Origin of the sequence: Ferdinandcohnia salidurans (genome assembly GCF_042680725.1) — a bacterium.
In the GTDB taxonomy this organism is placed as follows: Bacteria; Bacillota; Bacilli; order Bacillales; family Bacillaceae_L; genus Ferdinandcohnia; species Ferdinandcohnia salidurans.
On sequence record NZ_JBHUEK010000029.1, the window covers coordinates 129,107 to 154,737 of the forward strand.

General features: G+C 40.0%; 23 protein-coding genes. 20 read left to right on the forward strand and 3 right to left on the reverse strand.

Translation table 11 applies throughout. The features are described from left to right. Positions 1 to 34 precede the first annotated feature (34 nt). The 11 genes from ACFSFW_RS20075 to ACFSFW_RS20125 all read left to right on the forward strand — a co-directional run bounded on the left by ACFSFW_RS20075 (position 35) and on the right by ACFSFW_RS20125 (position 13,042). The gene (locus ACFSFW_RS20075; RefSeq protein ID WP_388040876.1) at positions 35 to 319 is read left to right on the forward strand and encodes a hypothetical protein; all 285 of its coding nucleotides are present in this window, start codon (positions 35 to 37) and stop codon (positions 317 to 319) included. Further along, positions 303 to 3,980, forward strand: coding sequence for a nitrate reductase subunit alpha (locus ACFSFW_RS20080; RefSeq protein ID WP_304215296.1), 3,678 nt, complete (start codon positions 303 to 305; stop codon positions 3,978 to 3,980). The genes ACFSFW_RS20075 and ACFSFW_RS20080 overlap by 17 nt, the downstream gene beginning before the upstream one ends. Next, the gene (gene narH, locus ACFSFW_RS20085; RefSeq protein WP_304215294.1) at positions 3,970 to 5,472 is read left to right on the forward strand and encodes a nitrate reductase subunit beta; all 1,503 of its coding nucleotides are present in this window, start codon (positions 3,970 to 3,972) and stop codon (positions 5,470 to 5,472) included. The genes ACFSFW_RS20080 and narH overlap by 11 nt, the downstream gene beginning before the upstream one ends. After that, complete coding sequence (narJ, locus tag ACFSFW_RS20090) at positions 5,469 to 6,071, forward strand: nitrate reductase molybdenum cofactor assembly chaperone (RefSeq protein WP_304215292.1); 603 nt, start codon at positions 5,469 to 5,471, stop codon at positions 6,069 to 6,071. Before narH ends, narJ begins: the two co-directional genes overlap by 4 nt. 182 nt (positions 6,072 to 6,253) lie before the next feature. Further along, the gene (gene narI, locus ACFSFW_RS20095; protein ID WP_388040791.1) at positions 6,254 to 6,955 is read left to right on the forward strand and encodes a respiratory nitrate reductase subunit gamma; all 702 of its coding nucleotides are present in this window, start codon (positions 6,254 to 6,256) and stop codon (positions 6,953 to 6,955) included. Positions 6,956 to 7,832: 877 nt separating this feature from the next. After that, positions 7,833 to 8,054, forward strand: coding sequence for a heavy-metal-associated domain-containing protein (locus ACFSFW_RS20100; RefSeq protein WP_388040793.1), 222 nt, complete (start codon positions 7,833 to 7,835; stop codon positions 8,052 to 8,054). A gap of 18 nt (positions 8,055 to 8,072) precedes the next feature. Further along, the gene (locus tag ACFSFW_RS20105) at positions 8,073 to 9,968 is read left to right on the forward strand and encodes a heavy metal translocating P-type ATPase (protein WP_388040795.1); all 1,896 of its coding nucleotides are present in this window, start codon (positions 8,073 to 8,075) and stop codon (positions 9,966 to 9,968) included. Between the two features lie 18 nt (positions 9,969 to 9,986). Continuing rightward, complete coding sequence (locus ACFSFW_RS20110; protein WP_388040797.1) at positions 9,987 to 10,685, forward strand: Crp/Fnr family transcriptional regulator; 699 nt, start codon at positions 9,987 to 9,989, stop codon at positions 10,683 to 10,685. Positions 10,686 to 10,701: 16 nt separating this feature from the next. After that, a complete protein-coding gene (locus tag ACFSFW_RS20115; RefSeq protein ID WP_388040799.1) occupies positions 10,702 to 11,151 on the forward strand; it encodes a flavodoxin in 450 nt (149 codons plus the stop codon). 328 nt (positions 11,152 to 11,479) lie between these two features. Next, the gene (locus ACFSFW_RS20120; protein WP_388040879.1) at positions 11,480 to 12,415 is read left to right on the forward strand and encodes a ring-cleaving dioxygenase; all 936 of its coding nucleotides are present in this window, start codon (positions 11,480 to 11,482) and stop codon (positions 12,413 to 12,415) included. 15 nt (positions 12,416 to 12,430) lie between these two features. After that, positions 12,431 to 13,042 (forward strand): flavin reductase family protein, encoded by a 612-nt coding sequence (locus ACFSFW_RS20125; protein ID WP_388040800.1) that lies wholly within the window; start codon positions 12,431 to 12,433, stop codon positions 13,040 to 13,042. On the opposite strand, the gene ACFSFW_RS20130 is transcribed toward ACFSFW_RS20125, so the two are convergent. Then, a complete protein-coding gene (locus tag ACFSFW_RS20130; protein WP_388040802.1) occupies positions 13,043 to 13,624 on the reverse strand; it encodes a hypothetical protein in 582 nt (193 codons plus the stop codon). Positions 13,625 to 13,768: 144 nt separating this feature from the next. Then, a complete protein-coding gene (locus tag ACFSFW_RS20135) occupies positions 13,769 to 14,635 on the reverse strand; it encodes a VanW family protein (RefSeq protein WP_388040881.1) in 867 nt (288 codons plus the stop codon). Positions 14,636 to 15,074: 439 nt separating this feature from the next. Between ACFSFW_RS20135 and qoxA the strand changes: the two genes are divergently transcribed. The 4 genes from qoxA to qoxD all read left to right on the forward strand — a co-directional run bounded on the left by qoxA (position 15,075) and on the right by qoxD (position 19,032). Beyond that, the gene (qoxA, locus tag ACFSFW_RS20140; protein ID WP_388040804.1) at positions 15,075 to 15,989 is read left to right on the forward strand and encodes a cytochrome aa3 quinol oxidase subunit II; all 915 of its coding nucleotides are present in this window, start codon (positions 15,075 to 15,077) and stop codon (positions 15,987 to 15,989) included. A 217-nt stretch (positions 15,990 to 16,206) separates the two neighbouring features. Next, positions 16,207 to 18,156, forward strand: coding sequence for a cytochrome aa3 quinol oxidase subunit I (qoxB, locus tag ACFSFW_RS20145; protein WP_388040807.1), 1,950 nt, complete (start codon positions 16,207 to 16,209; stop codon positions 18,154 to 18,156). Continuing rightward, positions 18,153 to 18,749: a cytochrome aa3 quinol oxidase subunit III gene (qoxC, locus tag ACFSFW_RS20150; RefSeq protein WP_099353954.1), complete on the forward strand. Its 597-nt coding sequence runs from the start codon at positions 18,153 to 18,155 to the stop codon at positions 18,747 to 18,749. Before qoxB ends, qoxC begins: the two co-directional genes overlap by 4 nt. A 1-nt stretch (position 18,750) precedes the next feature. Then, positions 18,751 to 19,032, forward strand: coding sequence for a cytochrome aa3 quinol oxidase subunit IV (gene qoxD / locus ACFSFW_RS20155; protein ID WP_304215267.1), 282 nt, complete (start codon positions 18,751 to 18,753; stop codon positions 19,030 to 19,032). A 115-nt stretch (positions 19,033 to 19,147) separates the two neighbouring features. On the opposite strand, the gene ACFSFW_RS20160 is transcribed toward qoxD, so the two are convergent. Continuing rightward, positions 19,148 to 19,372, reverse strand: coding sequence for a hypothetical protein (locus ACFSFW_RS20160; protein WP_304215266.1), 225 nt, complete (start codon positions 19,370 to 19,372; stop codon positions 19,148 to 19,150). A 252-nt stretch (positions 19,373 to 19,624) separates the two neighbouring features. On the opposite strand from ACFSFW_RS20160, the gene ACFSFW_RS20165 reads away from it, so the two are divergent. From ACFSFW_RS20165 to asnB, 5 genes are all read left to right on the forward strand, one after another. Beyond that, positions 19,625 to 20,347, forward strand: coding sequence for a DsbA family oxidoreductase (locus ACFSFW_RS20165; protein WP_388040812.1), 723 nt, complete (start codon positions 19,625 to 19,627; stop codon positions 20,345 to 20,347). Positions 20,348 to 20,461: 114 nt separating this feature from the next. Further along, positions 20,462 to 21,184 carry a hypothetical protein gene (locus tag ACFSFW_RS20170; protein WP_388040815.1) on the forward strand — a complete coding sequence of 241 codons (723 nt, stop codon included), beginning with the start codon at positions 20,462 to 20,464 and terminating at the stop codon, positions 21,182 to 21,184. After that, positions 21,181 to 21,915 carry a hypothetical protein gene (locus ACFSFW_RS20175; protein WP_388040818.1) on the forward strand — a complete coding sequence of 245 codons (735 nt, stop codon included), beginning with the start codon at positions 21,181 to 21,183 and terminating at the stop codon, positions 21,913 to 21,915. Before ACFSFW_RS20170 ends, ACFSFW_RS20175 begins: the two co-directional genes overlap by 4 nt. 203 nt (positions 21,916 to 22,118) lie before the next feature. Further along, positions 22,119 to 22,904: a helix-turn-helix domain-containing protein gene (locus ACFSFW_RS20180; RefSeq protein WP_388040820.1), complete on the forward strand. Its 786-nt coding sequence runs from the start codon at positions 22,119 to 22,121 to the stop codon at positions 22,902 to 22,904. Positions 22,905 to 23,677: 773 nt separating this feature from the next. Beyond that, positions 23,678 to 25,528, forward strand: a complete 1,851-nt coding sequence (asnB, locus tag ACFSFW_RS20185; RefSeq protein WP_388040822.1) for an asparagine synthase (glutamine-hydrolyzing) — start codon at positions 23,678 to 23,680, stop codon at positions 25,526 to 25,528. Positions 25,529 to 25,631: the final 103 nt, after the last annotated feature.

The following is a 25,631-nucleotide window of genomic DNA, read 5'->3' on the forward strand; positions in this document are numbered from 1 at the left end:
CTTTTCTAATTAAGGGGTTGATTTGTTGTTTTCAATGGAGAATGACGCAATGTTGATTGATGATCGGGAAGATTTGATTGCTGTTCTAAGAATGAGATTTGGTGACATACCTGGAAAAATGATTGAAGAAATCTATGAAATTCAGGATATGAGCACGCTACAGCGACTTATTCTTGCCGCAGCAAATGCATCAAGCTGGAAAGTCTTCCTCGAAGAGTTCCAAGCAGGAACGCAAAGCTTCAGGTTAGTGGGTGAAGATTTTAACCCATTGGCAAATATTCTAAAGGGAAGGGATGGAGACATTGGCAAAGCAGAATAGTCTCTTCCACTCGCTAAAGCATTTAGTGCGTGGAGAGCGTATAAACGATGGTTGGACAGAAGAAAATCCACGCCCGCGTGACTGGGAATCAGTCTATCGCAATCGCTGGGCCCATGATAAGATCGTCCGTTCCACACATGGGGTGAACTGTACAGGTTCATGTAGCTGGAAGATTCATGTGAAGGACGGAATCATTGCCTATGAAACTCAACAAACAGACTATCCGTCTACTGGTGATGATTTCCCAGATTACGAGCCCCGCGGATGCCCACGTGGTGCGAGCTTTTCATGGTATACATACAGCCCTACTCGGGTGAAATATCCATATGTACGAGGTGACCTTCTTGCTCTTTGGAAGGATGAGCTTGCGAAAGCGGAAAACCCTGTACAAGCTTGGGAAAATATTGTCACCAATCCGGAAAAACGTCAATCATACGTATCCGCACGCGGTAGAGGTGGTTTCGTAAGAGGAAACTGGAAAGATATTTGCCAAATGATTGCAGCATCGACCATCTATACGATTAAAAAATATGGTCCAGACCGGGTAGTAGGATTCAGTCCGATTCCGGCGATGTCAATGGTGAGTTATTCAGGTGGAACAAGATTCTTATCTCTTATCGGCGGAACCATTCTTAGTTTCTATGATTGGTATGCAGATTTGCCGCCAGCGTCTCCACAGGTTTGGGGCGATCAGACTGACGTGCCAGAAAGCGGTGACTGGTACAATACAAAATATTTCATTATCTGGGGTACGAATATTCCTCAAACAAGAACCCCTGACGCGCATTTTATGGTGGAAGCGCGCTATAACGGAACGAAAGTAGTTGGAGTAAGTCCGGACTATGCGGAGTATGATAAGTTCGCTGATATCTGGTTGCCTGCAAAAGCAGGGACAGATGGGGCACTTGCAATGGCTATGACTCATGTGATTTTAAAAGAATTTTATGTGGATAAAGAAACACCTTATTTCCGTGATTATGCAAAGCAATACACTGATTTACCGTTCCTAATCACTCTTTCTAAAAAGGGAGAGAATTACCGTTCAGACCGGTTCCTGCGTGCCTCTGATTTTTCAACGGAACACGAGCTTGGTGATTGGAAGACAGTGGTTTGGGACGAAGACTCGAATCAAATTGCCGTGCCAAATGGAAGTCAAGGTTTCAGATGGGATAGCAGCACGAAATGGAATCTTGATATGACGACTGAAGATGGCACAAGCATTAATCCAAAGCTTAGCTTCATAAATGATTCAGATGGGGTAGCGATGGTAGAGTTCCCTTATTTTGCTGAAAAAGAAGGCGGAAAAGTGGAGCGTGGTGTTCCGATCAAACGCATGAAGGACCAATCTGGTAATGAGTTGATTGTGACAACTGTTTATGACTTGATGCTCGCACATACTGGCATTAACCGCGGACTAAAAGGAGAGTATCCGACCGACTACAATGATGCAGCAAGACCCTACACACCTGCATGGCAAGAAAGTATTACAGGTGTGAAAAAGGAACATGTCATCCAAGTTGCTCGTGAATTTGCTGAAAATGCGGCATTAACTCAAGGTAAGTCGATGATTGCAATGGGTGGAGGAACAAACCACTGGTTCCACAGTGATCAAATCTATCGCTCCATATTAAATCTAGTTTTACTTACAGGTTCACAAGGTGTGAATGGTGGAGGCTGGGCTCACTATGTTGGACAGGAAAAGGTCCGTCCGTTAGAGGGTTTCCAACAAATTGCGTTTGCGAATGACTGGGTAAAATCACCGAAATTAATGAACGGAACATCGTTTTTCTATTTTGCAACCGAACAGTTCCGTTATGAATATGACTTTGATGAAAGAGAAACAGACTGGGGCAGCCAGTATTCAAATATGCATCCGGCTGATTTTAATGCACTGTCTGCACGCTTGGGGTGGTTACCAAGCTTCCCATCCTTGTCACAAAACACACTGGATGTAATGAAGGATGCTCGTGCAAAACATAGTGATGATAAAGCTGTTACGGAGTATATTGCGAAGCAGTTAGTCGATGGGAATTTAGAATTTGCGCTTGAAAATCCGAACGATCCACGGAATTTCCCAAGAGTCTTCTTTAATTGGCGCTCCAACTTATTAGGGGACAGCGGAAAAGGCCATGAGTATTTCGTAAAGCACTTGATTGGTTCAAAGGATACAGTGTTATCGGACCCTGAACAATCGTGGCAGCCTAAGGATGTTAAGATTTCCGAAAAACCGCCTGAAGGAAAAACAGACCTTTTCGTGAGTATGGATTTTCGGATGACGAGCTCAGGATTGTTCTCTGACATCATCCTGCCTGCGGCGACATGGTATGAAAAGCAGGATATCAGTACTACGGATTTACATCCATTTGTACATCCATTTAACGCGGCAATTAGTCCACCTTGGGATACAAGAAGTGACTGGGATGCCTTCCGCGAAATTGCAAAGGCTTTTTCTGAGCTTGCAAAAGAGCATTTGCCGGCCCAAGAGGACCTTGTTATTTCACCACTTGCTCATGACACGATTAATGAAATTGCCCAGCCATTTGGAAAAGTGAAGGATTGGCGCAAGGGTGAAGTAGAAGGAATTCCAGGAAAAACAATGCCGAACTTTAATTATGTGCAACGTGATTATCCAAATGTGTATGACATGTGGATAACAGTCGGACCGAATATTAAAAATGGGTATGGAACGAAAGGTGTTAAAATACCTGGGGATAAAGTGTACCAATCCTTATTAAGTCGCCTAGGAAAGTCTAAACATGAAGGAGTCGGAAAAGGCTACCCGTCCTTGTACACAGATGTGCAAGCGATTAATGCAATTCTTCTCATGTCAGGTGCAACGAATGGTAAGCGTGCTGTTGAAGGCTGGAAATCGATGGAGCAAAAGACTGGGAAGAAGCTTGAACATATTGCTAAAGAGCGTGAGGAAGAGGACTTTACGTTAGATGCACTAACAATTCAGCCTCGTCAAACCCTTTCAACACCGGTTTGGAGTGGCCTTGAAAGTGATGGTCGTCGTTATTCACCTTTTACAGTAAACAAAGAGTACCACATTCCGTGGCATACACTTACTGGACGACAAAGCTTTTATTTAGACCATGAGGTGATGCTCGATTATGGTGAAGGTCTTCCACTATATATTCCACCGATTAACAAAGGTCCTTTTATAAAGGGAGAAAAAGAGGTTGAGAATAGTGGCAAGTCGATAACGCTTCGCTATATGACTCCTCACCAAAAATGGGGTATCCACACGATGTTCACAGATACCCGCAACATGGTTCAGCTATTTAGAGGCTGGCAGGTTGTCTGGTTGAATGAAGAGGATGCTGCTGAAATCGGCATTAAAGATAATGACTGGATTGAGTTATACAACCGTAACGGTGCAGTAGTAGCAAGAGCAGTTTTAACATACAGAATGCCTCGCGGTGCTGTCTATATGCACCATGCCCAAGATCGTACAATGGGCGTACCAGGAAATACAATTAATAAAAACCGTGGTGGAACACATAACAGCGTGACAAGAATTTATCCAAAGGCAACACATATGATTGGTGGTTATTCACAGCTTAGCTATGGATTCAATTATTATGGACCAACAGGTAGCCAAAGAGATACGTTGACAATTGTTCGCCCATTAAAGGAGGTCGACTGGCTTGAGAATTAAAGCACAAGTGGCTATGGTCATGCACTTAGATAAGTGTATCGGCTGTCATACTTGTTCTGTCACATGTAAAAATGTATGGACGAATCGACCGGGTATGGAGTACGTCTGGTACAACAACGTTGAAACGCGTCCAGGACCAGGGTATCCGAAAGAATGGGAAAACACGGATCGCTATAAAGGTGGTTGGACATTACGAAATGGAAAACTACACCTACGAGCCGGTGGTCCAATTTCTAAACTTGCAAACATTTTTTACAATCCAAACATGGCAGAGCTTGATGATTTTTATGAACCATGGACATACGATTTTGAACATCTGCATCATGCGAAAAAGGGAGAAAACATCCCTGTAGCACGACCAAAATCAATGATTACTGGAAAATACATTGATAAGCCGGAATGGGGGCCGAACTGGGATGATGACCTTGCTGGCGGTAGCGAGGTCGTCCCGATGGACCCTAACGTGCAAAAGCTTCAAGAGCATATTGCCATGGAATATGAAAAAACATTCATGATGTATTTGCCGCGAATTTGCGAGCACTGTCTAAATCCATCCTGTGTTGCGTCCTGTCCATCAGGTGCGCTGTATAAAAGGGATGAAGATGGAATTGTTCTTGTTGACCAAGATGCTTGCCGTGGCTGGCGTTTTTGTATGAATGGTTGTCCTTATCATAAGGTGTACTATAACTGGAACACACATAAAGCGGAGAAGTGTAATTTCTGTTACCCGCGAACAGAAGCTGGGCTACCAACGATTTGTTCAGAAACCTGCGTTGGCCGTATCCGCTATATTGGAGTCGTTTTATATGATGCTGACCGTGTAAAGGAAGCAGCATCCGTTGAAGATCCAAAAGACTTATATGAATCACAGCTCTCTGTCTTTTTAGATCCATTTGATCCAGAAGTCATTGAAAAAGCACAAGAGCAAGGTATTAATGCTAGCTGGATTAAAAGTGCCCAGGAGTCACCGGTATATAAAATGGCAATGAAGTGGAAAATTGCGTTACCGTTGCATCCTGAATATCGCACAATGCCTATGGTGTGGTATGTTCCGCCACTTAGTCCTATCATGAACCACATCACGAATGAAAATGGCTTAAGTGCGGATGGATATATTCCAGCCGTTGATGATATGAGAATTCCGATGGAGTACTTGGCGTCGATTTTATCTGCAGACGATACGGATGTTATTCGCCGAGTGTTACTCAAAATGGCAGCGATGCGTGTTCATATGCGCGCCAAAACAGTTGGAGGGATTGACGAAGTGGAGAAATCTAAGCTCTTAAAAGAAGCAAATACGACCGTTGAAGAGCTTGAAGAAATGCAACGTTTATTGGGTGTAGCAAAATACAATGAACGCTTCGTTATTCCTACAGGTCGTCGAGAAATGGATGAAGACCTCCATTACAAGCAAGGCGCATGTAGTATTGAGGATTTAGCACCACCTGAAGGAATGGTGACTTATCCATTTGAAAGAAGTGGAAATCAATGACCAATGAAGCAAAAGCTATATTAATGATCATGTCACGAATTCTCGATTATCCGGACAAGACCCTCCACGAAGGGTTTCCGGAAATTGAGGAATATGTGAACACAGAAGTTGGCTCGGTAAAAATGAGAAACGAAATCTTAGAAAGAATTGCACCACTTTTTAAGATGCCATTATTAGAATTACAGGAGCTCTATGTAGAAACCTTCGATTATAAAGATAAAACAGGTCTTTATTTAACAGCCCACGAATTAGGTGACAGTAGAAAACGTGGGGCTGCATTAATTAAGCTCCAAAAGTTAATCGTCGAAGGTGGATTTGAATATCACGGACAGGAAATTGTGGATTATATCCCGATGTTATTTGAGTTATTAGCTCATGCCCCAGAGGGAGAGAATTTTGAACGATTATACCGCCGTTTAGCGTTTGCGGTTGATCGGATTCACAAGAACCTATTCGATTCAAATCCATACCACCGAATTGTGGATTTGTTAATGATGTTTGTCTTTGAAGCACCAGAAGCAGAAGAAATTACATTGCTTGAAAATCAGCGTGAGGAAGCGGATTTAGAAGAGCTTCCATATCCAATGCTTTACAAGTAATGTTCATAACTTGTGGATGATGTGGATAAGTATGATGCTTTTCTGTGGATAACGTGGATATTGTGGAAAAATAAAAATGAGAAACGCTCATCACTATCCACAAAAGGATCCACAGGTTGTGGAAAACAAATGTTCTTATGTGGATAAGTATATAACACAATTTGTTGAAAGGGGGTCATTAGATGGAATTACACTTCTGGTGGACGGCCTATCCTTATATATGCATTGCGATCCTTGTAGTGGGGACATTTTATCGCTTCGTGTTTCGCGGAAAGAGCTGGACAGCACCATCAACGGAAATTTTTGAGAAAAAGTGGCTACGTTATGCTTCCATTATCTTTCACTACGGAATCATCTTTGCCTTTTTCGGTCATGTGATGGGGATGTTGATTCCGCTTGAGTTTTACAACGCAATTGGAGTGGATGACCACACGTACCACTTATTTGCAATAGTAGGCGGTGGGTTTGCTGGACTGATGGTTGTCCTCGGATTGATCTTATTTTTGATTCGAAAGTTTGTCATTGAACGAGTCCATGTTCATACATCAGCGGGCAGTTATTTCACAATCATTCTATTGCTACTTATTGCCGGTTTAGGTACATATATGACAATCGTCTACAATACAACAGTAGCAGCTTATGAATACCGAATTTCAATCGGGCCATGGTTTCGCAGTTTATTCACATTAAATCCACAGCCTGAATTAATGCTCGGTGTTCCGACATTATTTAAAGTGCATGTCATTTTGTCTTTTCTTTTATTTGCATCGATTCCATTTACAAAGCTTGTGCATATGTTTAGTTTTCCGTTGCGCTATCCAACAAGGTCGCCACAGCAATACCGTGCACGTAATGGATTTTCAAAAAATACACGACAGAACTAAGGGGAGGGGTGGCCTCCTCTTTTTTTTTGTTTTGGAATCTATTCATTGAGACAAATTAGGAGTTTTATTAGTAAAACGAGTCGCAAAGAGCTGGTGATTGTGACACACTTAAAAATTTATGAGCACCTTGAGTCAGAAAGTAGCCTTGATTCTGACAGAGAATCTATTAATTGATTGAGCGGTGTCGCAAAGAGCTGGTGATTGTGACACTCTCCACAATTTCTAAGTACTTTGAGTCAGAAAGAAGCCTTGATTCTGACAGAGAATCTATTAATTTGGGTGAGCGGAGTCGCAAAGAGCTGCTGATTGTGACCCACTCCGTAATTACTGAGCACCTTGAGTCAGAAAGTAGCCTTGATTCTGACAGAGAATCTATTAATTAATTGAGCGGTGTCGCAAAGAGCCGCTGATTGTGACACACCCCAAAAATTAAGAGCACCTTAAGTCAGATAGTAGCCTTGATTCTGACAGAGAATCTATTATTTGATTGAGCGGTGTCGCAAAGAGTTGGTGATTGTGACCCACTCCGCAATTTCTAAGTACCTTGAGTCAGAAAGAAGCCTTGAATCTGACAGAGAATCTAATATTTGATTGAGTGGTGTCGCAAAGAGCTGCAGATTGCGACTCCCTCCACAATTTCTAAGTTCCTTGAGTCAGAAAGAAGCCTTGATTCTGACAGAGAGTCTATTAATCCGGTAAGCCGAATCGGAATGAGTCAACAATTGTGACACACGCACTAATTTATCAGCACATCAAGTACAAAATCACCCTGCCTTCGAAAATCAATCCCCAAAACATCCCCATTTTTGACCCACGTCAAAGTTTCTCTTCTTTCCTCCGCTTACAATAAAGATGTAAACAGAAGGAGGAAAAAAGGATGAAAACAGCTACTTATCAAATGGAAGAACTTAGTTGCCCAAGCTGCATTAAGAAGATCGAAAAAGCTTTATCAAAACAAGAAGGAGTTGAAGACGTTAAGGTTTTATTTAACTCAGGAAAAGTAAAGGTCTCTTACCAAGAGGATACGGCAAACCCAAAAGCATATAAAGAACTACTTACTAGACTCGGCTATCCTGTTTTATCTACCAAAATTCAGTAACGAAGGTGGGGGATTAACATGAAAAGGTTGCGCAAAAAACAAGTCGTTATTCTCACAGGATTTCTGTTGGTAGCCGGCTTAATTTTAGGGTGGATGGATGTAGGAGTAGCAAGAGATATCTTCCTATTACTCGCTACATTAGTAGCTGGCATTCCAATCATGACGAAGGCGATTCAATCCCTTCGTCTAAAAATTATTAGCATCGAGCTCCTTGTCACAATTGCCGTAATAGGAGCAGTCATTATCGGTGAATATATTGAATCAGCTGCGGTGACATTTCTGTTTTTACTAGGTGCTTACCTTGAATCTCGCACACTTGAAAAAACAAGATCTTCTCTAAAAACGTTGTTGGACCTTGCGCCACTGCAAGCTAGAATCCTAAAAAAAGGTGAAAAGGTCATGGTTGCTGCAGAGGACGTAGAAAAAGAGAATATCGTCTTTGTGCATCCAGGTGAAAAAATTCCGGTTGACGGCAAAGTCCTAAGTGGGAATGCAAGTGTGAACGAAGCAACCATTACGGGTGAGGCGGTCCCTGTTTCAAAGAAAAGGGACGATACCGTATACAGTGGTACGATTCTTGATTCCGGTTATCTAGAACTTGTAGCAACACGAACCGGTGATGACACCACTTTCGCGAAAATTATCCAACTCGTGGAGGAAGCCCAGGAAACAAAAGCCAAAACGCAAAAATACCTAGAGAAGTTTGCGGGGTACTATACACCACTCATTATTGTGCTCGCCATCCTCGTTTATCTTTTTACAAAGGATATCGAACTTACTTTAACCTTCCTTGTTATTTCTTGCCCTGGCGCACTTGTCATCTCCGCACCGGTTTCAATTGTGGCTGGGGTTGGGAACGGAGCGAAAAACGGCATCCTTATAAAAGGTGGAGAAATCATGGAGCAGCTTGCGAAGGTTGATATCGTCGCGTTCGATAAGACGGGTACGTTAACAGTGGGAACACCTGAAGTAACCGCAATAAAAGGCTTCGGAAAAGAAGATCTCAACTTACTGGAACTTACCGCAACTGCAGAGCAATATTCAGAACATCATTTAGGAAAAGCTATTCTAAAAGAAGCCAAAAAAAGAAAACTAGCGATAACTTCAATTCCACAGGATTTTGAAATTTTTAAAGGAAAAGGGCTACAGGCCAAAGTGAATGGCAAACTCGTTCTGATCGGAAACCGAAAACTAATGCTAGATCATCAAATTACTCTATCAAAAGAGATCCTTGCATACGCTGAAGCAGAAGAGAAAAAAGGCCGCACAGCCGTGTTAATTGCGCAACAACAAGAAGTAATAGGTGTTATCTCAATCGCAGATAGAGTTCGCCCAGATGCTGTCAATGCCATTCAAAACTTGAAGCGCTCCGGAATCAAGAAGGTTGTTATGTTAACCGGAGATAATAAAGCCACAGCAGAAAAAGTTGCTGAGGAATTGCAGATAGACGGCTTTTACGCGGAGTTACTTCCTGAACAAAAGGTGTCAATTTTGAAAGAGCTTAAGGAAAATGGACATCGTGTTGCGATGGTCGGGGATGGAATAAATGATGCCCCAGCAATCGCTGCCGCACATGTGGGAATTGCGATGGGTGGAGCGGGAACAGATGCGGCGATGGAAACGGCTGATGTCGTCTTAATGTCTGACAGACTTGATCGCCTCCCATTAGCAACAGGTCTCGCTAAAGCAACCGTTAAAAACATGAAGCAAAATATGTATTTCGCAGTAGCAATTGTGACAATATTATTAATCGGTGTTTTAACAAAGACAGTCTTCCTAGCATCTGGTATGTTTATTCATGAGGCAAGTGTCTTGCTAGTCATTCTGAATGCACTCAGACTTGTCCATTACAAAGAAAAACAACCAAAAAACAGTAGCCACAGTTTTCAACAGAAGGTGGTGGCTGAACTATAGACAAAGGAGAGAAGATGAATGTCCTGTCAGTCTTGTAACCACATGATAACATCATGTATTTCGAGGGTTCCGATTTTTAACCATTTAAACGAAAATGAAATGGCTGAAATTTCACAAGTCGCGGTAAGAAAACGCCTAAAAAAAGGGGAGCTCTTATTCCATTCAGATGAGCTCTCTGAGCATCTTTTCATAGTTCACAAAGGCTTGGTAAAAATGTACCGAATCACTGAAAATGGGAAAGAGCAAATTATCCGATTTGTAGAAGAAGGTGACTTCATTGGTGAGCTTTCGCTATTTTCAAAGTCGCCGACCACAAGCTTTGCGGAGGCAATGGAAGATACTGAGGTTTGCACCATCCACCAAAAGGACATTCATCAATTACTCTTAAGCTATCCTACAATATCATTGAAGATTCTGGAGGAAATCACAAGTAGACTTCATGAATCAGAATCACATATTGAAAAATTGAACTCACAGGACGTAGAAAAACGTGTTGCAAGCTACTTAGTTGAGTTGATAGACGGTCAGGATGGAGAATCAATGACGATTCAATTGCCGATTCGCAAAGCCGACGTTGCATCCTATCTTGGAACCTCACAGGAAACACTTAGTCGAAGGCTATCAGCCTTTCAAAACCAAGGCTTAATTGAACTTAAAGGTCAAAGGAAAATCATCATTAAACAGCTAGAAAAGCTTAGAAAAAAAGCAAACCATTAATGAAAAGGTGATGACCTTGAATAATGCCGTTCTTGTATACGCAAGTATGTCTGGAAATACAGAGTTAATGGCAACGTATATTGCAGAAGGTATGAAGGAAAAAGGAATCCAGTTGGACGTGAAGGAATGCTTTGAAATAGACCCAGAGGAACTCGTCCAATACGATGGGATTATCTTCGGAAGCTATACTTGGGGAGATGGAGAGCTCCCTGATGAATTTTTAGACTTTTATGATGAGCTGGATCATCTTGATTTTCATTGTAAAAAGAGCGCAGTGTTCGGTTCAGGAAGTACACTCTACTCAAATTATGGTGGAGCGGTTGATTTGCTTACTGGAAAATTAAAAGAACGTGGAGCGGATATCATCTGTTCACCGTTAAAAATCGAGCTCACTCCAAACGAAAAAGACTTATTAATCTGCAAAGAATTTGGTAGACAATTTGCACTAAAGCTTCTTGCTTCCTAAAATCTTTTTTCTAACTTGGCCTTCCGGTTAATGAACCTGAAGGCTTTTATATATGGCTCAAGACGGAGTTATGTCCGATAAATTGTTGGTTATGTCCGAAATAATTACATTTATGTCTGATAAACTTCAAAGCTAAGTCCGATATCCCGTCGCCATTGTCCGATATCTCCAACTTTTTGTCCGATATCCGTAAGAATTAGACATTGACAACGTCCCTCTTTTTTTATAAAATTATCTTGAATTCAAGATAAATAAATTTAAGATAACCAGATCGAATATTCTTTCATATTTTGTTGGAAAATAATTAGATAAATAGTAAAGGAGAATAATTACTATGAAAACAGCAGGCATTCATCATATTACAGCGATTGTTGGACATCCCCAAGAGAATGTTGACTTTTATGCTGGTGTATTAGGGCTTCGCCTTATAAAACAAACGGTCAATTTTGATGACCCGGGTACTTATCATTTTTATTTTGGAGATGATGTTGGAAATCCGGGGAGTATCATTACATTTTTCCCGTGGGCAGATGCATATCAAGGAAAAGTTGGAGATGGCCAAGTTGGGGTAACAACGTATGTGGTTCCAAAGGGGGCACTGTCTTTTTGGGAAGAAAGGTTATCAAAATTTGAAATTTCCTATCAGAATACGGAACGTTTCGGCGAACAGTTTCTTCAATTCAAAGATATCCACGGATTGCAGCTAGAAATTGTAGAACGAGAAGAAGGCGTAAACAACAAGTGGGAATTTGGCGAAATAACCTCTGATGTAGCAATTAAAGGATTTGGTGGTGCGATTTTATTTTCCTCTCAGCCTGAAGAAACAGAAAAGCTCCTAACACTTATGGGTCTAGAGCGGATTGGAGCCGAAGGAGATTTTATACGATTTAAATCTGAAGGGAATATTGGAAATGTCATCGATGTAAAACGAACACCTGGGGAAAAAGGTAAAATGGGTGTTGGAACCGTCCACCATATTGCTTGGCGAGCAAAGGATGATGAGGAACAACTAGAGTGGCAAAAATTCATTGCCGATCATGGTTACCGCATTACAGACGTACGTGATCGAAATTATTTTAATGCGATTTATTTTAGAGAGCACGGAGAACTTCTTTTTGAAATTGCAACAGATCCTCCAGGCTTTGGCATTGATGAAGAGTATAAGGAGATGGGTTCAGAACTCAAGTTACCTCCACAATATGAACCCCACCGTCAGAAAATAGAAAATGTATTACTACCGTTTGAAGTAAGAAGTCTTGATTAAAAGGAGAGAAAAAAATTGATTTCAATTGATCCGAGTAAAGCTTCTGAAAGGGATAATTATAAGTTTTTAATTGGAAGTATCATCCCGAGGCCAATCGCATTTGTGACGTCAATCTCAAAGGAAGGTACGCTAAATGGTGCACCTTTTAGTTATTTTAATATAGTGTCTTCAAATCCGCCCCTTATTTCAATATCGGTCCAAAGAAAAGATGGGGAAATGAAGGACACAGCTAGAAATATTATAGAAGGAAAAGAATTTGTCGTTCATATTGTGGACGAAAGTAATGTAGAAAAAATCAATATGACGGCAGCAAGTCTTCCACCGAATGAAAGTGAAATTGAAAGTGCCAAGCTGACTCCGGTTGAAAGTAAGAATATAAAAGTACCGGGGATTAGGGAATCTAAAATTCGTTTTGAATGTATATTAGAGCACTCAATCGAATTAGGTGGTCAAGAGGATATGCCTGGTAGTGATTTATTAATCGGAAAAGTCGTTCAGTTTCATATTGATGAGGATTTATATAGTAATGGAAGGATCAATCAAGAAAAATTAGGGGCGGTAAGTCGCTTGGCGGGAAATTATTATGCGAAAATTGGAGACGTTTTTGAAATTGAGAGACCAAAATAATCATGTTTGGTCTCTTTTTTTCTTTTTCCTTTGTTTTTGACTATGTTTCATGTTTTGACTTTGACTATAGTTCATGTTTTGACTTTGATTTTGGTTCATGTTTTGACGTTGACTATAGTTCATATTTTGGCTTTGACTATAGTTCATGTTATTGCTTTGACTAAGGTTTATGTTTTGACTTTGATTTTGGTTAATGGTTTGACTTCGACTATAGTTCATATTTAGGCTTGGATTTTGGTTCGTGTTTTGACTTTGATTTTTTTTAATTATTTCTTCAAGCTGTTTCACTTTTTCCTGAAGACTATCAATATCCTCCTGCATCTTATTCTTCTCTTGATCGGATTGAAAACTTTCTACTTGAGATTGAAAGTCCGCAGCAGTATCTGTATTTAGCTGAATGATTGCCCCGATAGTTGCTAAAGCGTCACCGGCAATCGTTAGTACGCCCCCCATTATGCCTAGGATGGTTCCGCTATTATTAGGAGGTTTATATTGAAAATGGCCTTGAGTCGAGTTTGAAATATTCCCACTGTCTTGAGATGCAGCAGCAGCAATAACGGTTGCTCTTTTATCCCTTTCCATGAGCTCCCCCCTTACCTAAAATCGGATATTGTAGGTTCGCGATGCATCTATAAAATTATCTCGTATCTTATTTTAAGCCCATTTCCAATATATTCACCCAGACTTATAAAGGTGTCGAAATGATTTTGATAGAATGACCAACATTTATCCTTTTTTGGTTTTAGGTACAATCTTACGAGGGGAATAATTGATATCCTCTGATGAGTAGACGGTTACGATAAGTGTTCCTCCATATACCTTTGCACGAATTAAAATCGGCTGATTGTATGTATTTTTAAATAGAAAGTCAGGCCCATACCAACTCACTGTTGCATCACGTCCAGGTGGTACATAGCCGACACGTTTACTGTGAGAATAGCGTTTTACAATTTCAACACCTGCGCGATCAACGGCATTGAAGAGCGTGGAGGAAGTCTGACATATGCCACCCCCGATTCCTTCAATTAGTTCTCCACGAATGATTTCAGGTGCAGGCTGATATCCTCTAGCAGCAGTTCGTTTTCCAACAACTTTATTAAAAGAGAAGGTTTCATTTTGAAACAGCACATAGCTATCGATTGCTGCAGCCGAAAGAGCAATATTCGTGGAACGCTCTTTATTAGAAGAGTTAAAATGCGTGACATACTGCCCAATCTGTTTTACCCGAATCGTTGATAATAGCTCGCTATCAACACGTGGATAAATTCGCTGAATCGGTACTTCAAGGTATTCTCCTTTTCCGAAAAACTTTGAATAGAATAGCCTTGAAAATTTATCTTTATCTAACTTCACGCCCACATGTTCTTTGAGGATTTCATTTGACTTGCCAATTCTTGCGTCCTTTGGCTCCTCGTATACTTGTTCTTCTAAATAGGTAAGAAAATCCGTATATTTTTTTATATTCAAGGTGGGTATGCCAAGCAGGGGCATAGAGTATTCAGAACGATTAACAGTCGCGATTGGTTCACCTTTATAGGTTATGTATAGATTATCCTGAGGATGGAACTGCTGTACAGAAAGGAAAAGCATCATTGCCAACAATAATTTCAGTGTCCCCACCACCTTTTCGAAACTCTTTTTTATAGTATGGATGGTTACTTCAAATTCCATTAAAAATACGAGGATTTTTTTCGTTTTAAAATCTGTAACAAATTGTTCAAATTCAAGAAAATGCTGTGATTTGCGTCACATCAAGGTTTGGGGCATTTATGTTAAGATAATAACTTTTTACAAAAACTTCCTTCCCTTTTCTGTAACAACTTTTTGCTATCTCGCATGTTATTATCATTTACACAGTGATAAGCTTTAAAAAATAATTTCGCGAAATAAAATTTTAGCTTCAATTTTTTCTAGATATTACGAAAAAAACAAGTAGCTAAAAAATTTTTGACAACTTTGTGAAGTTGTACACAAATTCGTCACAGCCACATAGTTGTGAATAAAGAGCATCCATTCGGAAAGGAGTACACTTATGAAAATCAAATGGTTTTTCTTATCGATGGTTATTACTATTGCCACAGTGCTTGCAGGCTGTGAACCAGTAATGGTTCTCGATCCAAAAGGTCCACAAGCCGAGAGGCAAGCCCATGATATCTTACTTTCAATTGGAATCATGGCATTTGTAGTTATTGTTGTTTTCGTATTGTTAATTTATATGCTTGTAAAATATCGTGCTTCTAAAATGCCAGAGGATTACGAGCCACCACATATTGAAGGAAATCCTTGGGTTGAAGCGATTTGTATTGGTATTCCAATCTTAATTGTTGGTTATTTATCAGTTGTTTCGGTTCAAAGTAACTACATTGTCGAGTCAGCTCCCGAAGGCTATGAAGAGCAAGAACCATTGGTTATCTATGCTTCATCCTCCGATTGGAAATGGCATTTTAGCTACCCTGAAGAGGATATTGAAACAGTCAATTATCTATACATCCCAACCGATCGTCCACTTGAATTCAGACTTTATTCATACGGTCCAATCACAAGCTTTTGGATTCCACAGCTTGGTGGACAAAAGTATGCCATGGCTGACATGATTACAACCTTGCATCTTGCAGCCGATGAAACGGGTGAGCTAATGGGACGAAACGCAAACTTTAGTGGTAAAGGATTTGCAGAAAATTCGTTTAGTGTAAATGCCGTATCTCCAAAAGATTTTGAAGAATGGGTAGATGAGGTTAAAGAAACTGCGAAACCTCTCACTGAAGAAAAGTTTGATGAGATTTTAGAACCAGGGCATCTTGGACAAATGACGTTCACCGGAACGCACTTAGAATTCGCTCCACCTCCAGAGCATGACCATGGATCAGATGATGCTGAAGAAGGTCATGAGGTTCATGAAGATGAACATACAGAGCATGAAGGTCAAACAGAACATAACAATCATTAATCAACAAATATAACTTGAACGCCGAATTTATACTTCAGATAGGAGTTTAAAAAGGAGGATGAAGAGGACCAAGAATTTCAAGGCGGCGCAGCTTTGAGTACCGGAGCGTATGCAGTAAATACGTGAGGAACGGAAAAGCAAGCCAACACAGAAATTCGAAGTGTCATATTCACCGGACTTTTTAAACATCATCTTCTTTTGAAAGGAGTAACAACGGATGGAATTCTTCGAACGCTTTGCCATACCACATCCAAGTCCCGCCATCTATGCAGCGATGGTTGCAATTGGACTTACGGTAATTGGAATTATCGCCGGCTTAACCTATTTTAAAAAATGGGGTTATCTCTGGCGTGAATGGTTAACAACTGTTGACCACAAACGAATTGGTATTATGTATTTAATCTCCGCATTGATCATGCTGTTCCGCGGTGGGGTAGATGCGATTATGATGCGTGCACAGCTAGCTTCACCTGAAGCAAAGCTATTAGATGCGCAGCACTATAATGAAATTTTTACAACACATGGTGTTGTCATGATCATGTTCATGGCGATGCCGTTTATCATAGGATTCATGAACTATGTTGTACCACTGCAAATTGGTGCGCGCGACGTAGCATTTCCACGCTTAAATGCGATTAGCTTCTGGCTCTTCTTTATGGGGGCAATGCTATTTAATATCTCCTTTGTAATTGGGGGATCACCTGATGCGGGTTGGACATCATACTTCCCACTTGCTGGTAATGAGTTCAGTAAATCAGTTGGAACGAACTATTATATGCTCTCGTTACAGATTTCGGGTCTTGGTACATTGATGACTGGTATCAATATGATTACCACGATTCTTAAAATGAGAGCACCTGGTATGACGTTAATGAAAATGCCAATGTTCACATGGTCTACTTTAATTGCTAACTTAATTATCGTAACAGTTTTCCCTGTATTAACAGTTGCATTAGCAATGGGTACAATGGATCGTCTCTTTGGAACACATTTCTTTGCAAGTACAAACGGTGGAATGGATATGCTTTGGGCAAACCTATTCTGGGTATGGGGACACCCTGAAGTGTATATATTAATCCTACCTGCGTTTGGTATTTATAGTGAGATCATCTCAACCTTCTCAGGAAGAAACCTATATGGTTACAAATCAATGGTTGGTTCAATGGTCATTATCTCAGTTCTTTCATGTCTAGTTTGGGCGCACCATTTCTTTACAATGGGGCAAGGGGCAGCATCAAACAGCTTCTTCTCCATTACAACAATGATGATTGCAGTACCAACAGGTGTGAAAATCTTTAACTGGTTGTTTACCTTATGGAAAGGTAAAATCCGTATGACAGTACCGATGCTTTACTCAATTGGATTTATTCCACTATTCACAATCGGTGGGGTAACCGGGGTAATGCTTGCGATGTCAGCAGCCGACTATCAGTATCACAATACAATGTTCTTAGTGGCACATTTCCATAACACAATTATTCCTGGTGTAGTATTCGCAATGCTTGCTGCACTCACATATTATTGGCCAAAAATGTTTGGCTTTATGTTAAATGAACGTATCGGAAAGTGGGCATTCTGGTCACTATCAATCGGATTTGTCCTAGCGTTCTTCCCGATGTATATTACTGGGTTAGACGGTCAGGCTCGTCGTATGTACACATACTCTGAATCTACTGGTTTTGGTGCATTGAACATGCTTTCATTCATTGGTGCTGGAATCATGGCGATTGCCTTCATTTTAATTGTGTATAACATTTATTACAGCATCCGTTATTCACCTAGAGATATTGGAAGCGACCCTTGGGATGCACGTACTTTAGAGTGGGCAACACACACACCTGTTCCTGAGTACAACTTTGCATTAACACCAAGTGTGAACTCAAGTGAGCCATTCTGGGATGATAAGAAGAAAAAGCACAAGCTCTTCCCAGGCAAAATTGAAAAGATTCACATGCCGAACAATAGTGGTGTTCCATTTATCATGAGTAGTATCTTCTTTGTATGGGGCTTCTCATTCGTATTTGCTATGTGGCCACTGTTGATAATTTCAACAATTGGTATCTTTGTTTGTATGGCATACCGTTCATTTGAACAAGATCATGGACGATATATTTCTGTTGAAGAAGTAAAAGAAACAGAAGAAAAATTAGGAGGTGCTAAGTTATGAAACTAGATCACTCGCAACCTCTTGAATATAGTACGCACGAAAATGAGTTAAATATTTTTGGTTTCTGGATTTTCCTTGGTGCCGAAATCATGCTTTTCGCAACCTTGTTTACATCATATTTTACATTAGAGAACCGCGTTGGCAGTGGTCCATCAGGTGCAGAGATTTTTGAAATTACACCTGTGTTAATCGAAACACTTCTACTTTTAACAAGTAGTTTTACAATCGGTCTTGCGGTTCATGCGATGCGCCTTGGCAGACAAAAAGCGATGTTAGGTTTCTTCGTAGTCACATTGCTTCTAGGTTTAACCTTCCTAGGTGTTGAAATCTATGAATTTGTTCACTATGTCCATGTCGGAGCTGGACTACAAACAAGCGCGTTTACAGCGATGTTGTTAACAACATTGGGAACACATGGACTTCACGTTACATTTGGTTTGTTTTGGGGAACTATGATTGTTCTCCAAATAAGAAAACGAGGCTTAACTGCTCAAACTGCTGGTAAATCGTTTATCTTTTCATTGTATTGGCACTTCCTAGATGTAGTCTGGATCTTCATCTTCAGCTTCATCTATTTGAAAGGAATGATGTAATATGAGAGAACTATTTCCAGCAAAACAAGTCATGGGCTTCATATTTTCATTAGTTCTTACGGTTATTGCTCTTTCGGTGTACTTCCTAGATTTAACCTTTACGGCAGGACTAACAATTCTGATTGTAACAGCATTTGTGCAAGCATTGCTGCAACTAATTGTATTCATGCATGCTGGTGAATCGAAGGATAAATGGGCAATCTACGGAAATGTATACTTCATGATTTTTATAGCGTTAATTACAATATTCGGTACATTATTCCTGCTTGTCTGGGATATGTAACAAAACTAAGAGTGTCTTTTATAGGCACTCTTTTTTGTTGTATTTAGACATAATTCGGAAACAAAATAAAAAGCTTAGCCAAATGAATGGCTAAGCCTATAAATAGTTAATTGTTTTATTTTATCTTGTTTGCGCCTTGTGCCTTAAGTAACATTTCTTCAGACGCGATTAAAAATAACCCCATCAAAAAGACAAAAATTGCTCCCATGACCGTTCCGATTCCGATTGCTGTTAACACACTGGAACCGCTTCCGAAGAATCCAAGACAAAAAATAATGATACCGGCAATAAGCACTGTTCCCCCAAAATACTTAACAGCCTCAAGCATAGTAGATTTCATTTTTCCTCATCCTCCTACTATATATTATTAATCTTGTTCACAAAATTGTCAAATATAATTCACTAAATGTTCAAAAGTTGTATTTTAGGCGGGGAGGACGGAGAAATAGTGAATATTAAAACATAGGAAGTGAATCATTATTAAAAGTTGAGTACTTCATCGAGACTATTTTAATGTATAGGTCGTGATAAGAGCATTTAACGAAAGCATATGTTACCATGGTGAAAAATAATCTAAATGAGGTGTGGAAAAATGAAAATTGAGGTTTGGTCAGATTATGTATGTCCCTTCTGTTATATAGGAAAGCGGCGCTTGGAACAGGCGCTTGAGCAATTTCCAAACCGTGATCAAGTCGAAGTGGAATTCAAAAGCTTTGAGCTAGATCCGAATGCAAAGCCATATTCAGGTCAAAGTATCCATGAATTACTTGCTTCAAAATATGGTATGCCAGTGGCGCAAGCTAAGGAAATGAACGAAAATCTTGGTCAGCAAGCCGCGGAACTCGGTTTAAATTATAATTTTGATGAAATGAAAAACACAAATACCTTTGACGCCCACCGTCTTACAAAGTATGCAGCGACCGTAGGCAAAGAAAAAGAACTTACTGAGCTTCTTCTTCAATCGTATTTCGTGGAAGGAAAACTCATCAGTGACCATGATGTACTAGCGGGTCTAGCGGAATCTGTGGGAGTCGAGCGCCAGGATGCGTTAAATGTGTTAAGAGATGAGAAGAAATATGCGAATGATGTCCGAATTGATGAGGCGTTTGCACAACAAATCGGTGTTACCGGCGTTCCATTTTTCGTAATCAATCAAAAGTATTCCATTTCTGGTGCACAGCCAACTTCCACATTCCTTGGTGCACTCCAACAGGTTTGGGAAGAAGAACATCCAGCACCAAAACTCCAAGATCTTTCAGGTGAAAAAGGTGCAGTTTGTACTGATGAAAGCTGTGAAATCCCAACAGATAAATAATAAAATGTGCAGGCCTTCATGGCTTTGCACATTTTCTTTTTTCCTAAAGGGAATTCAACGTAAAATTGCGAATATATAAGAGGGTAGTAAGAATAAGGGGTGGTATCAATTACGTTGTTAGAGTTAGATTTTAAAATTAGCCTCGTTTCGGTTATTACGTTATTAATCGGTTGGGGAATGATTGGTTTTTTAGCCTATAGAACTTATAGAAAACAAGAAGTGAAACCAACATTATGGAAGATTATTCTTGTTTTGCTTATTGGGCTTTTTTCTTTTTCCTTTAATATGAATTTGTTTGATACATTGATTAAGCTTCCCATTTTACCGTTAGGTGTATGGATTCTTTACTTTTTTCTAAAATCAAAGGAAGGCCGTTGGGATAGGTTTCGGAAGTATGCATGGCTCGGCTTTTTGGCGAACTTTCTATTTTTAGTTCTATCCTTAGCCTCGATTGGTCTGCAGCATGTTATTTACGCGCCTAGCAATCTATCAACCTATATTTCTAATGTGGAAAATGCAACAATTATCAACACTCATCCATCCGCAGAGGATGTAACCTTACTAAAAGATGAATTACAAAAACTACTTCCAACAATGAAAGAAACTAAGTTTTTTAGTGATAAATGGTATGAGGAAACGTATCTGAGCGGAGATACGAACACTCGAAAAGAACGGTTTCCATATCAAGTGGTGGGCGTAAAGGAGAAATGGGGAAGCGGGGTTGTCACAACCATCTTTATTGAAGAAGATGGGAAAGGTTTATTAATCGCAACACCTAAGAAGCAATATTATTTTCGCTCCGCAGAAGTCTTTTTAAAAGGGGTGGAAAGTAAATGAAGCGAAGAATGATCCTAAGTTTGCTCGGTTTGGTTGCTCTTCTTTTCGTTATTTATTACTTATATCTAGCTAAACCTTCAGACTTTGTTAAAACTGATACTTTTAAAAGGTATTCTGAAGTTTCTGAGATTCTAGATGTAATAGAAATTGATGAGAAATACGTTTTTGTCCCAGTAGTTACAGAAGAAAATAAATATGGTATGAGCTTGTGGGTATGGAGTAACCATAAGTGGCAGATGGAATTTGAAAGCTCAACGGGTAGTCCCAGGGTGTTGAAATTAACAAATAATGATCCAAGTTCCTATAAGATTTTTTGGAATATTCACCCTGAAGACCAAGTAAGTTATGGAGAATTTTATTTGATGAGAAAACGTAATTATCATATTACAGAAGGAATACATAATTATTATCCTCGTTTGCAAATGAAAACGATTTTAGATTTTGAAGGAACACCTTTTGGGGTAACAGACTTTCCGAAAGAATGGCAAAAAGTGATGGGAGCATCGATAAAATGGGAAGAAGCACAGCAACCAGACCCTATTTTTACAAATATGTTTCCTGTGATGCAGGATGTGTACTTCGGATGGATTCCCTATAATAACGAACATGTAAGGCAACATGCTCGGGCAACCCATGTTGGCGGAGCTTCGTGGGGCGGTGCCGTTGATATTCAGCACGTGGTGGATATACCAGAAGAAGAGCTTGAGTATTTTAAGGTGGAGGACCAATAAGGAAAATAACAGACCAACTTATTCTTTATTAATCTAAAAATGAGATTGATTCTATTCAAAAATAATATTTGTTAGATTGATTAGGAAGTTATACAATATTTTCTAGGGGATATGTTTCATATATAGGTCTACATTTTATAAATGAATGGATCTGCCCCTAGAAATAGTTATAATAAACCTTACAAGTGAGGAAGGTGAGCGGCATGCTGAGTATTAATCCTGAGCAATTTATCTTGAAACCATCTCTTGCGACAATAACCTGTGAACCAAACTGGCAATGGAAGCGAAAAGAGCCTATTCCGAACTATGATTTGTTTTATGTTTGGAGTGGAGAAGGAAATTTGATATTAAACGGTCAAGATTATTCCATAAAACGCGGAAGTTGCTTTTTATTCCTTCCGGGCGATTGGACGACTGCCACCCAGAATCCTCAGAATCCACTTACAATCACCTACATTCATTTTGACTTAGAAAATGAACCAAGCCTAATCCCAAATTCTTATCGCACCATTCAAGACGCAATCCCTTTTGAGTCTCTCTTAACACAATACGTTCGATTATTTTTAATCAAAACATTTGGGGCAGAAACGGAGGCCAAGTTAATCCTTAAACAATTGATGATACAGCTTTTACGAGAGGAGCATCAGGATGATGAACGAAACGACCAGGCTCAAACTTCTCTCTTGTCAGCGATTAGGGAAGTGGCAAATTACGTACAGCAACATCCTGGCGAGGGACATACGCTTGAAAGCTTGGCTTCTCGTGCGAACTTTTCTCCAAGGTATTTTTCGCTGAAGTTTAAGGAGATTATTGGCAAGTCAGTGCGCTCCTATATTGTAGAAGCTCGTATTAAAAGGGCGGAGCATCTCCTACATTATACAGGAATGTCGGTAACTGAAGTGGCTCAAGCGTTAGGCTATGATAATCTGCATTTTTTTAGCCGACAGTTTAAAAAATACACAGGGAAAAGCCCTTCTGAAGTTCGTTAAATACAGCAATAACAAGCACCTAACCATTTTGGTTTAGGTGTTTTTTTTATTTGAGCTGTGTAAAACACTCTGTTTGAATTCTGCACTGATCTGACTCTGGGCCCCATGATTTTATGCTGTTAGTCAGAATCCCGGACCTATTCAGACAGCAATCCCCATTTGATCATAAAGCTAGTCGCAATCCTGTGCTTATTTTGACTCTGGGACCCATGAATTTATGCTGTTAGTCAGAATCCCGGACCTATTCAGACAACAATCACGTTTTGATCATAATGCTAGTCGCAATCCCGTGTTTATTTTGACTCTGGGCCCCATGAATTTATGCTGTTAGTCAGAATCCCGGGCCTATTCAGACAGCAATCACGGTTTGATCATTATGCTAGTCGCAATCCCGGCCTTATTCTGACTCTGAGCCACCTGATTTTAAGCTGTTAGTCAGAATCCCGGACCTATTCAGACAGCAATCCCCATTTGATCATAAAGCTAGTCGCAATCCCGTGCATATTTTGACTCTAAGCCACCTGATTTAATGCTGTTAGTCAGAATCCCACACCCATTCTGACTGCAGGCACCACCTAATCGTAATATTTGTCCCTTTAACAGAGCCATTATTCAAAAAGGAAAAATTATGTAAATAAGTGCAAACTTTACACAGAATAGTCTAAATATTTACAAGAAAGAGGATGATACGATTAAAATGACAGATCAATATACATGTTTGGCTTTAACGAATAGAAGGAAGCCAGAAAATTTCTTAAGAAAGAGTGATCTCAATGTGTGGAATTACAGGATGGATTGATTGGCAACAGGATTTGAAACACCAAGAACAAATCGTCGGTAAGATGGCGCAAACATTAGCAAAGCGTGGTCCAGATGCTTCTAATGTTTTAAGTGATCATCATGCTGCACTGGGTCATACAAGATTAATTGTTGTGGATCCTTCCGGAGGAACACAGCCGATGACAAGGAGATCAAAAAGCGGGCATGCTTTTTCAATGGTTTATAATGGAGAACTTTATAATACAGAGGATTTACGTAAGGAATTACTAAGCCGTGGGTATACATTTCAATCCCACTCCGATACGGAAGTTCTTCTCACTTCTTATATCGAGTGGCGAGAAGAATGTGTAGAGCGGTTAAATGGTATTTTTGCTTTTGCAATCTGGGACCATCAGCAAGAAAAATTTTTTATGGCAAGGGATCGACTTGGGGTCAAACCGTTATTTTTCAAACATACAGATAGCACCCTTTTGTTTGGGTCAGAGCTTAAAGCTATTTTGGCACATCCAAATGTAAAGGCGGAAGTGGATCGCGAAGGTCTTCAAGAAATTTTTGGGTTAGGACCATCCCGTACACCAGGGCATGGTATTTATCGAGGAATACAAGAGTTAAGGCCGGCACATCTTCTTATGTTTGACCGGAATGGACTGAAAGTGAAACGTTATTGGAACGTCGAAAGCCGCAAACATTCTGATTCATTGGACGATACGGTGGAAGAAGTGCGATTTCTAGTCAAAGATGCCGTTGAAAGACAACTAGTTGCAGATGTTCCGGTCTGTACATTTTTATCAGGTGGGTTAGATTCTAGTGCAATAAGTGCGATTGCCTCGAACTACTTTAACCAACAAGGAAGAGGGAAGCTTCATACGTATTCGATTGACTATGAGCGGAATAGCGAGTTTTTCAAATCAAGCTTATTTCAAGTGGATGAAGACAAACCATGGATTGATAAGATGACGCAATATTTAGGTGTCGATCATCATTCGAAAATTATTACTCAGGAACAACTGGCTCACTCGTTAGAAGATGCGGTAAAAGGAAGAGACTTGCCGGGAATGGCGGATATTGACTCTTCTCTCCTTTGGTTTTCGAAGGAGATTAAACAAGACTTTACGGTTGCCTTATCTGGAGAATGTGCGGATGAAATTTTCGGTGGTTACCCTTGGTTTTATAAGAAAGAGTTACTGCAAGATAATCATTTTCCATGGATGAAGTCTGAAGAAGAAAGACATAAGCTTCTATTACCTCATTGGCAAAACAAACTTAATCTAAAAGACTATGTACAAGAACGATACCATGAAACATTACGGGAAGTTCCACGATTAGATGGAGAAAGTCCGGAAGAGTCAAGACGCAGGGAAATATTTTATTTGAATATGATTTGGTTCATGTCTACACTGCTAGAACGAAAGGATCGCATGAGTATGGCGGCTAGTCTAGAAGTACGCGTTCCATTTGCGGATCACCGACTCATTGAATATGTGTGGAATATTCCATGGGAGATGAAGATGTTAGAAGGTAGGGAAAAAGGAATCTTAAGGAAAGCATTAGAGGGAACATTACCTAATTCCGTTCTGTATAGAAAGAAAAATCCTTATCCGAAAACTCATAATCCAGATTATTTGAATCTCGTAAAAAATATGCTGACTAGCGTAATCGAGAAGAAGAACTCTCCTATTCTAGAATTAGTTTCGAAACAAAAGGTAAAAGATATCATTGACTCAGACGGTGCATCATTTAAGGTTCCTTGGTTTGGGCAACTGATGACAGGACCTCAGCTCATCGCACATTTAGTGCAAATCAATGTGTGGCTTGATTCTTATAATGTGAACATTGTTGATTAAACCTGAGCTCTAAAAGGCATTTTGGTAGAGAAGATACTTCGTGAAGGTAAAACAAGTTGTGTCATTCAGTGTAAATTTTATAGCGAATAGTTTAAATATCTTT

Bases quoted from the DNA above. Each gene is read 5' to 3' on its own strand.
- ACFSFW_RS20075 (WP_388040876.1), top strand. From the start codon at position 35: ATGGAGAATGACGCAATGTTGATTGATGATCGGGAAGATTTGATTGCT.
- narJ (WP_304215292.1), top strand. From the start codon at position 5,469: ATGACCAATGAAGCAAAAGCTATATTAATGATCATGTCACGAATTCTC.
- narI (WP_388040791.1), top strand. From the start codon at position 6,254: ATGGAATTACACTTCTGGTGGACGGCCTATCCTTATATATGCATTGCG.
- ACFSFW_RS20100 (WP_388040793.1), top strand. From the start codon at position 7,833: ATGAAAACAGCTACTTATCAAATGGAAGAACTTAGTTGCCCAAGCTGC.
- ACFSFW_RS20105 (WP_388040795.1), top strand. From the start codon at position 8,073: ATGAAAAGGTTGCGCAAAAAACAAGTCGTTATTCTCACAGGATTTCTG.
- ACFSFW_RS20110 (WP_388040797.1), top strand. From the start codon at position 9,987: ATGTCCTGTCAGTCTTGTAACCACATGATAACATCATGTATTTCGAGG.
- ACFSFW_RS20130 (WP_388040802.1), bottom strand. From the start codon at position 13,624: ATGGAAAGGGATAAAAGAGCAACCGTTATTGCTGCTGCTGCATCTCAA.
- ACFSFW_RS20135 (WP_388040881.1), bottom strand. From the start codon at position 14,635: ATGATGCTTTTCCTTTCTGTACAGCAGTTCCATCCTCAGGATAATCTA.
- qoxA (WP_388040804.1), top strand. From the start codon at position 15,075: ATGAAAATCAAATGGTTTTTCTTATCGATGGTTATTACTATTGCCACA.
- qoxB (WP_388040807.1), top strand. From the start codon at position 16,207: ATGGAATTCTTCGAACGCTTTGCCATACCACATCCAAGTCCCGCCATC.
- qoxC (WP_099353954.1), top strand. From the start codon at position 18,153: ATGAAACTAGATCACTCGCAACCTCTTGAATATAGTACGCACGAAAAT.
- qoxD (WP_304215267.1), top strand. From the start codon at position 18,751: ATGAGAGAACTATTTCCAGCAAAACAAGTCATGGGCTTCATATTTTCA.
- ACFSFW_RS20160 (WP_304215266.1), bottom strand. From the start codon at position 19,372: ATGAAATCTACTATGCTTGAGGCTGTTAAGTATTTTGGGGGAACAGTG.
- ACFSFW_RS20165 (WP_388040812.1), top strand. From the start codon at position 19,625: ATGAAAATTGAGGTTTGGTCAGATTATGTATGTCCCTTCTGTTATATA.
- ACFSFW_RS20175 (WP_388040818.1), top strand. From the start codon at position 21,181: ATGAAGCGAAGAATGATCCTAAGTTTGCTCGGTTTGGTTGCTCTTCTT.
- ACFSFW_RS20180 (WP_388040820.1), top strand. From the start codon at position 22,119: ATGCTGAGTATTAATCCTGAGCAATTTATCTTGAAACCATCTCTTGCG.
- asnB (WP_388040822.1), top strand. From the start codon at position 23,678: ATGTGTGGAATTACAGGATGGATTGATTGGCAACAGGATTTGAAACAC.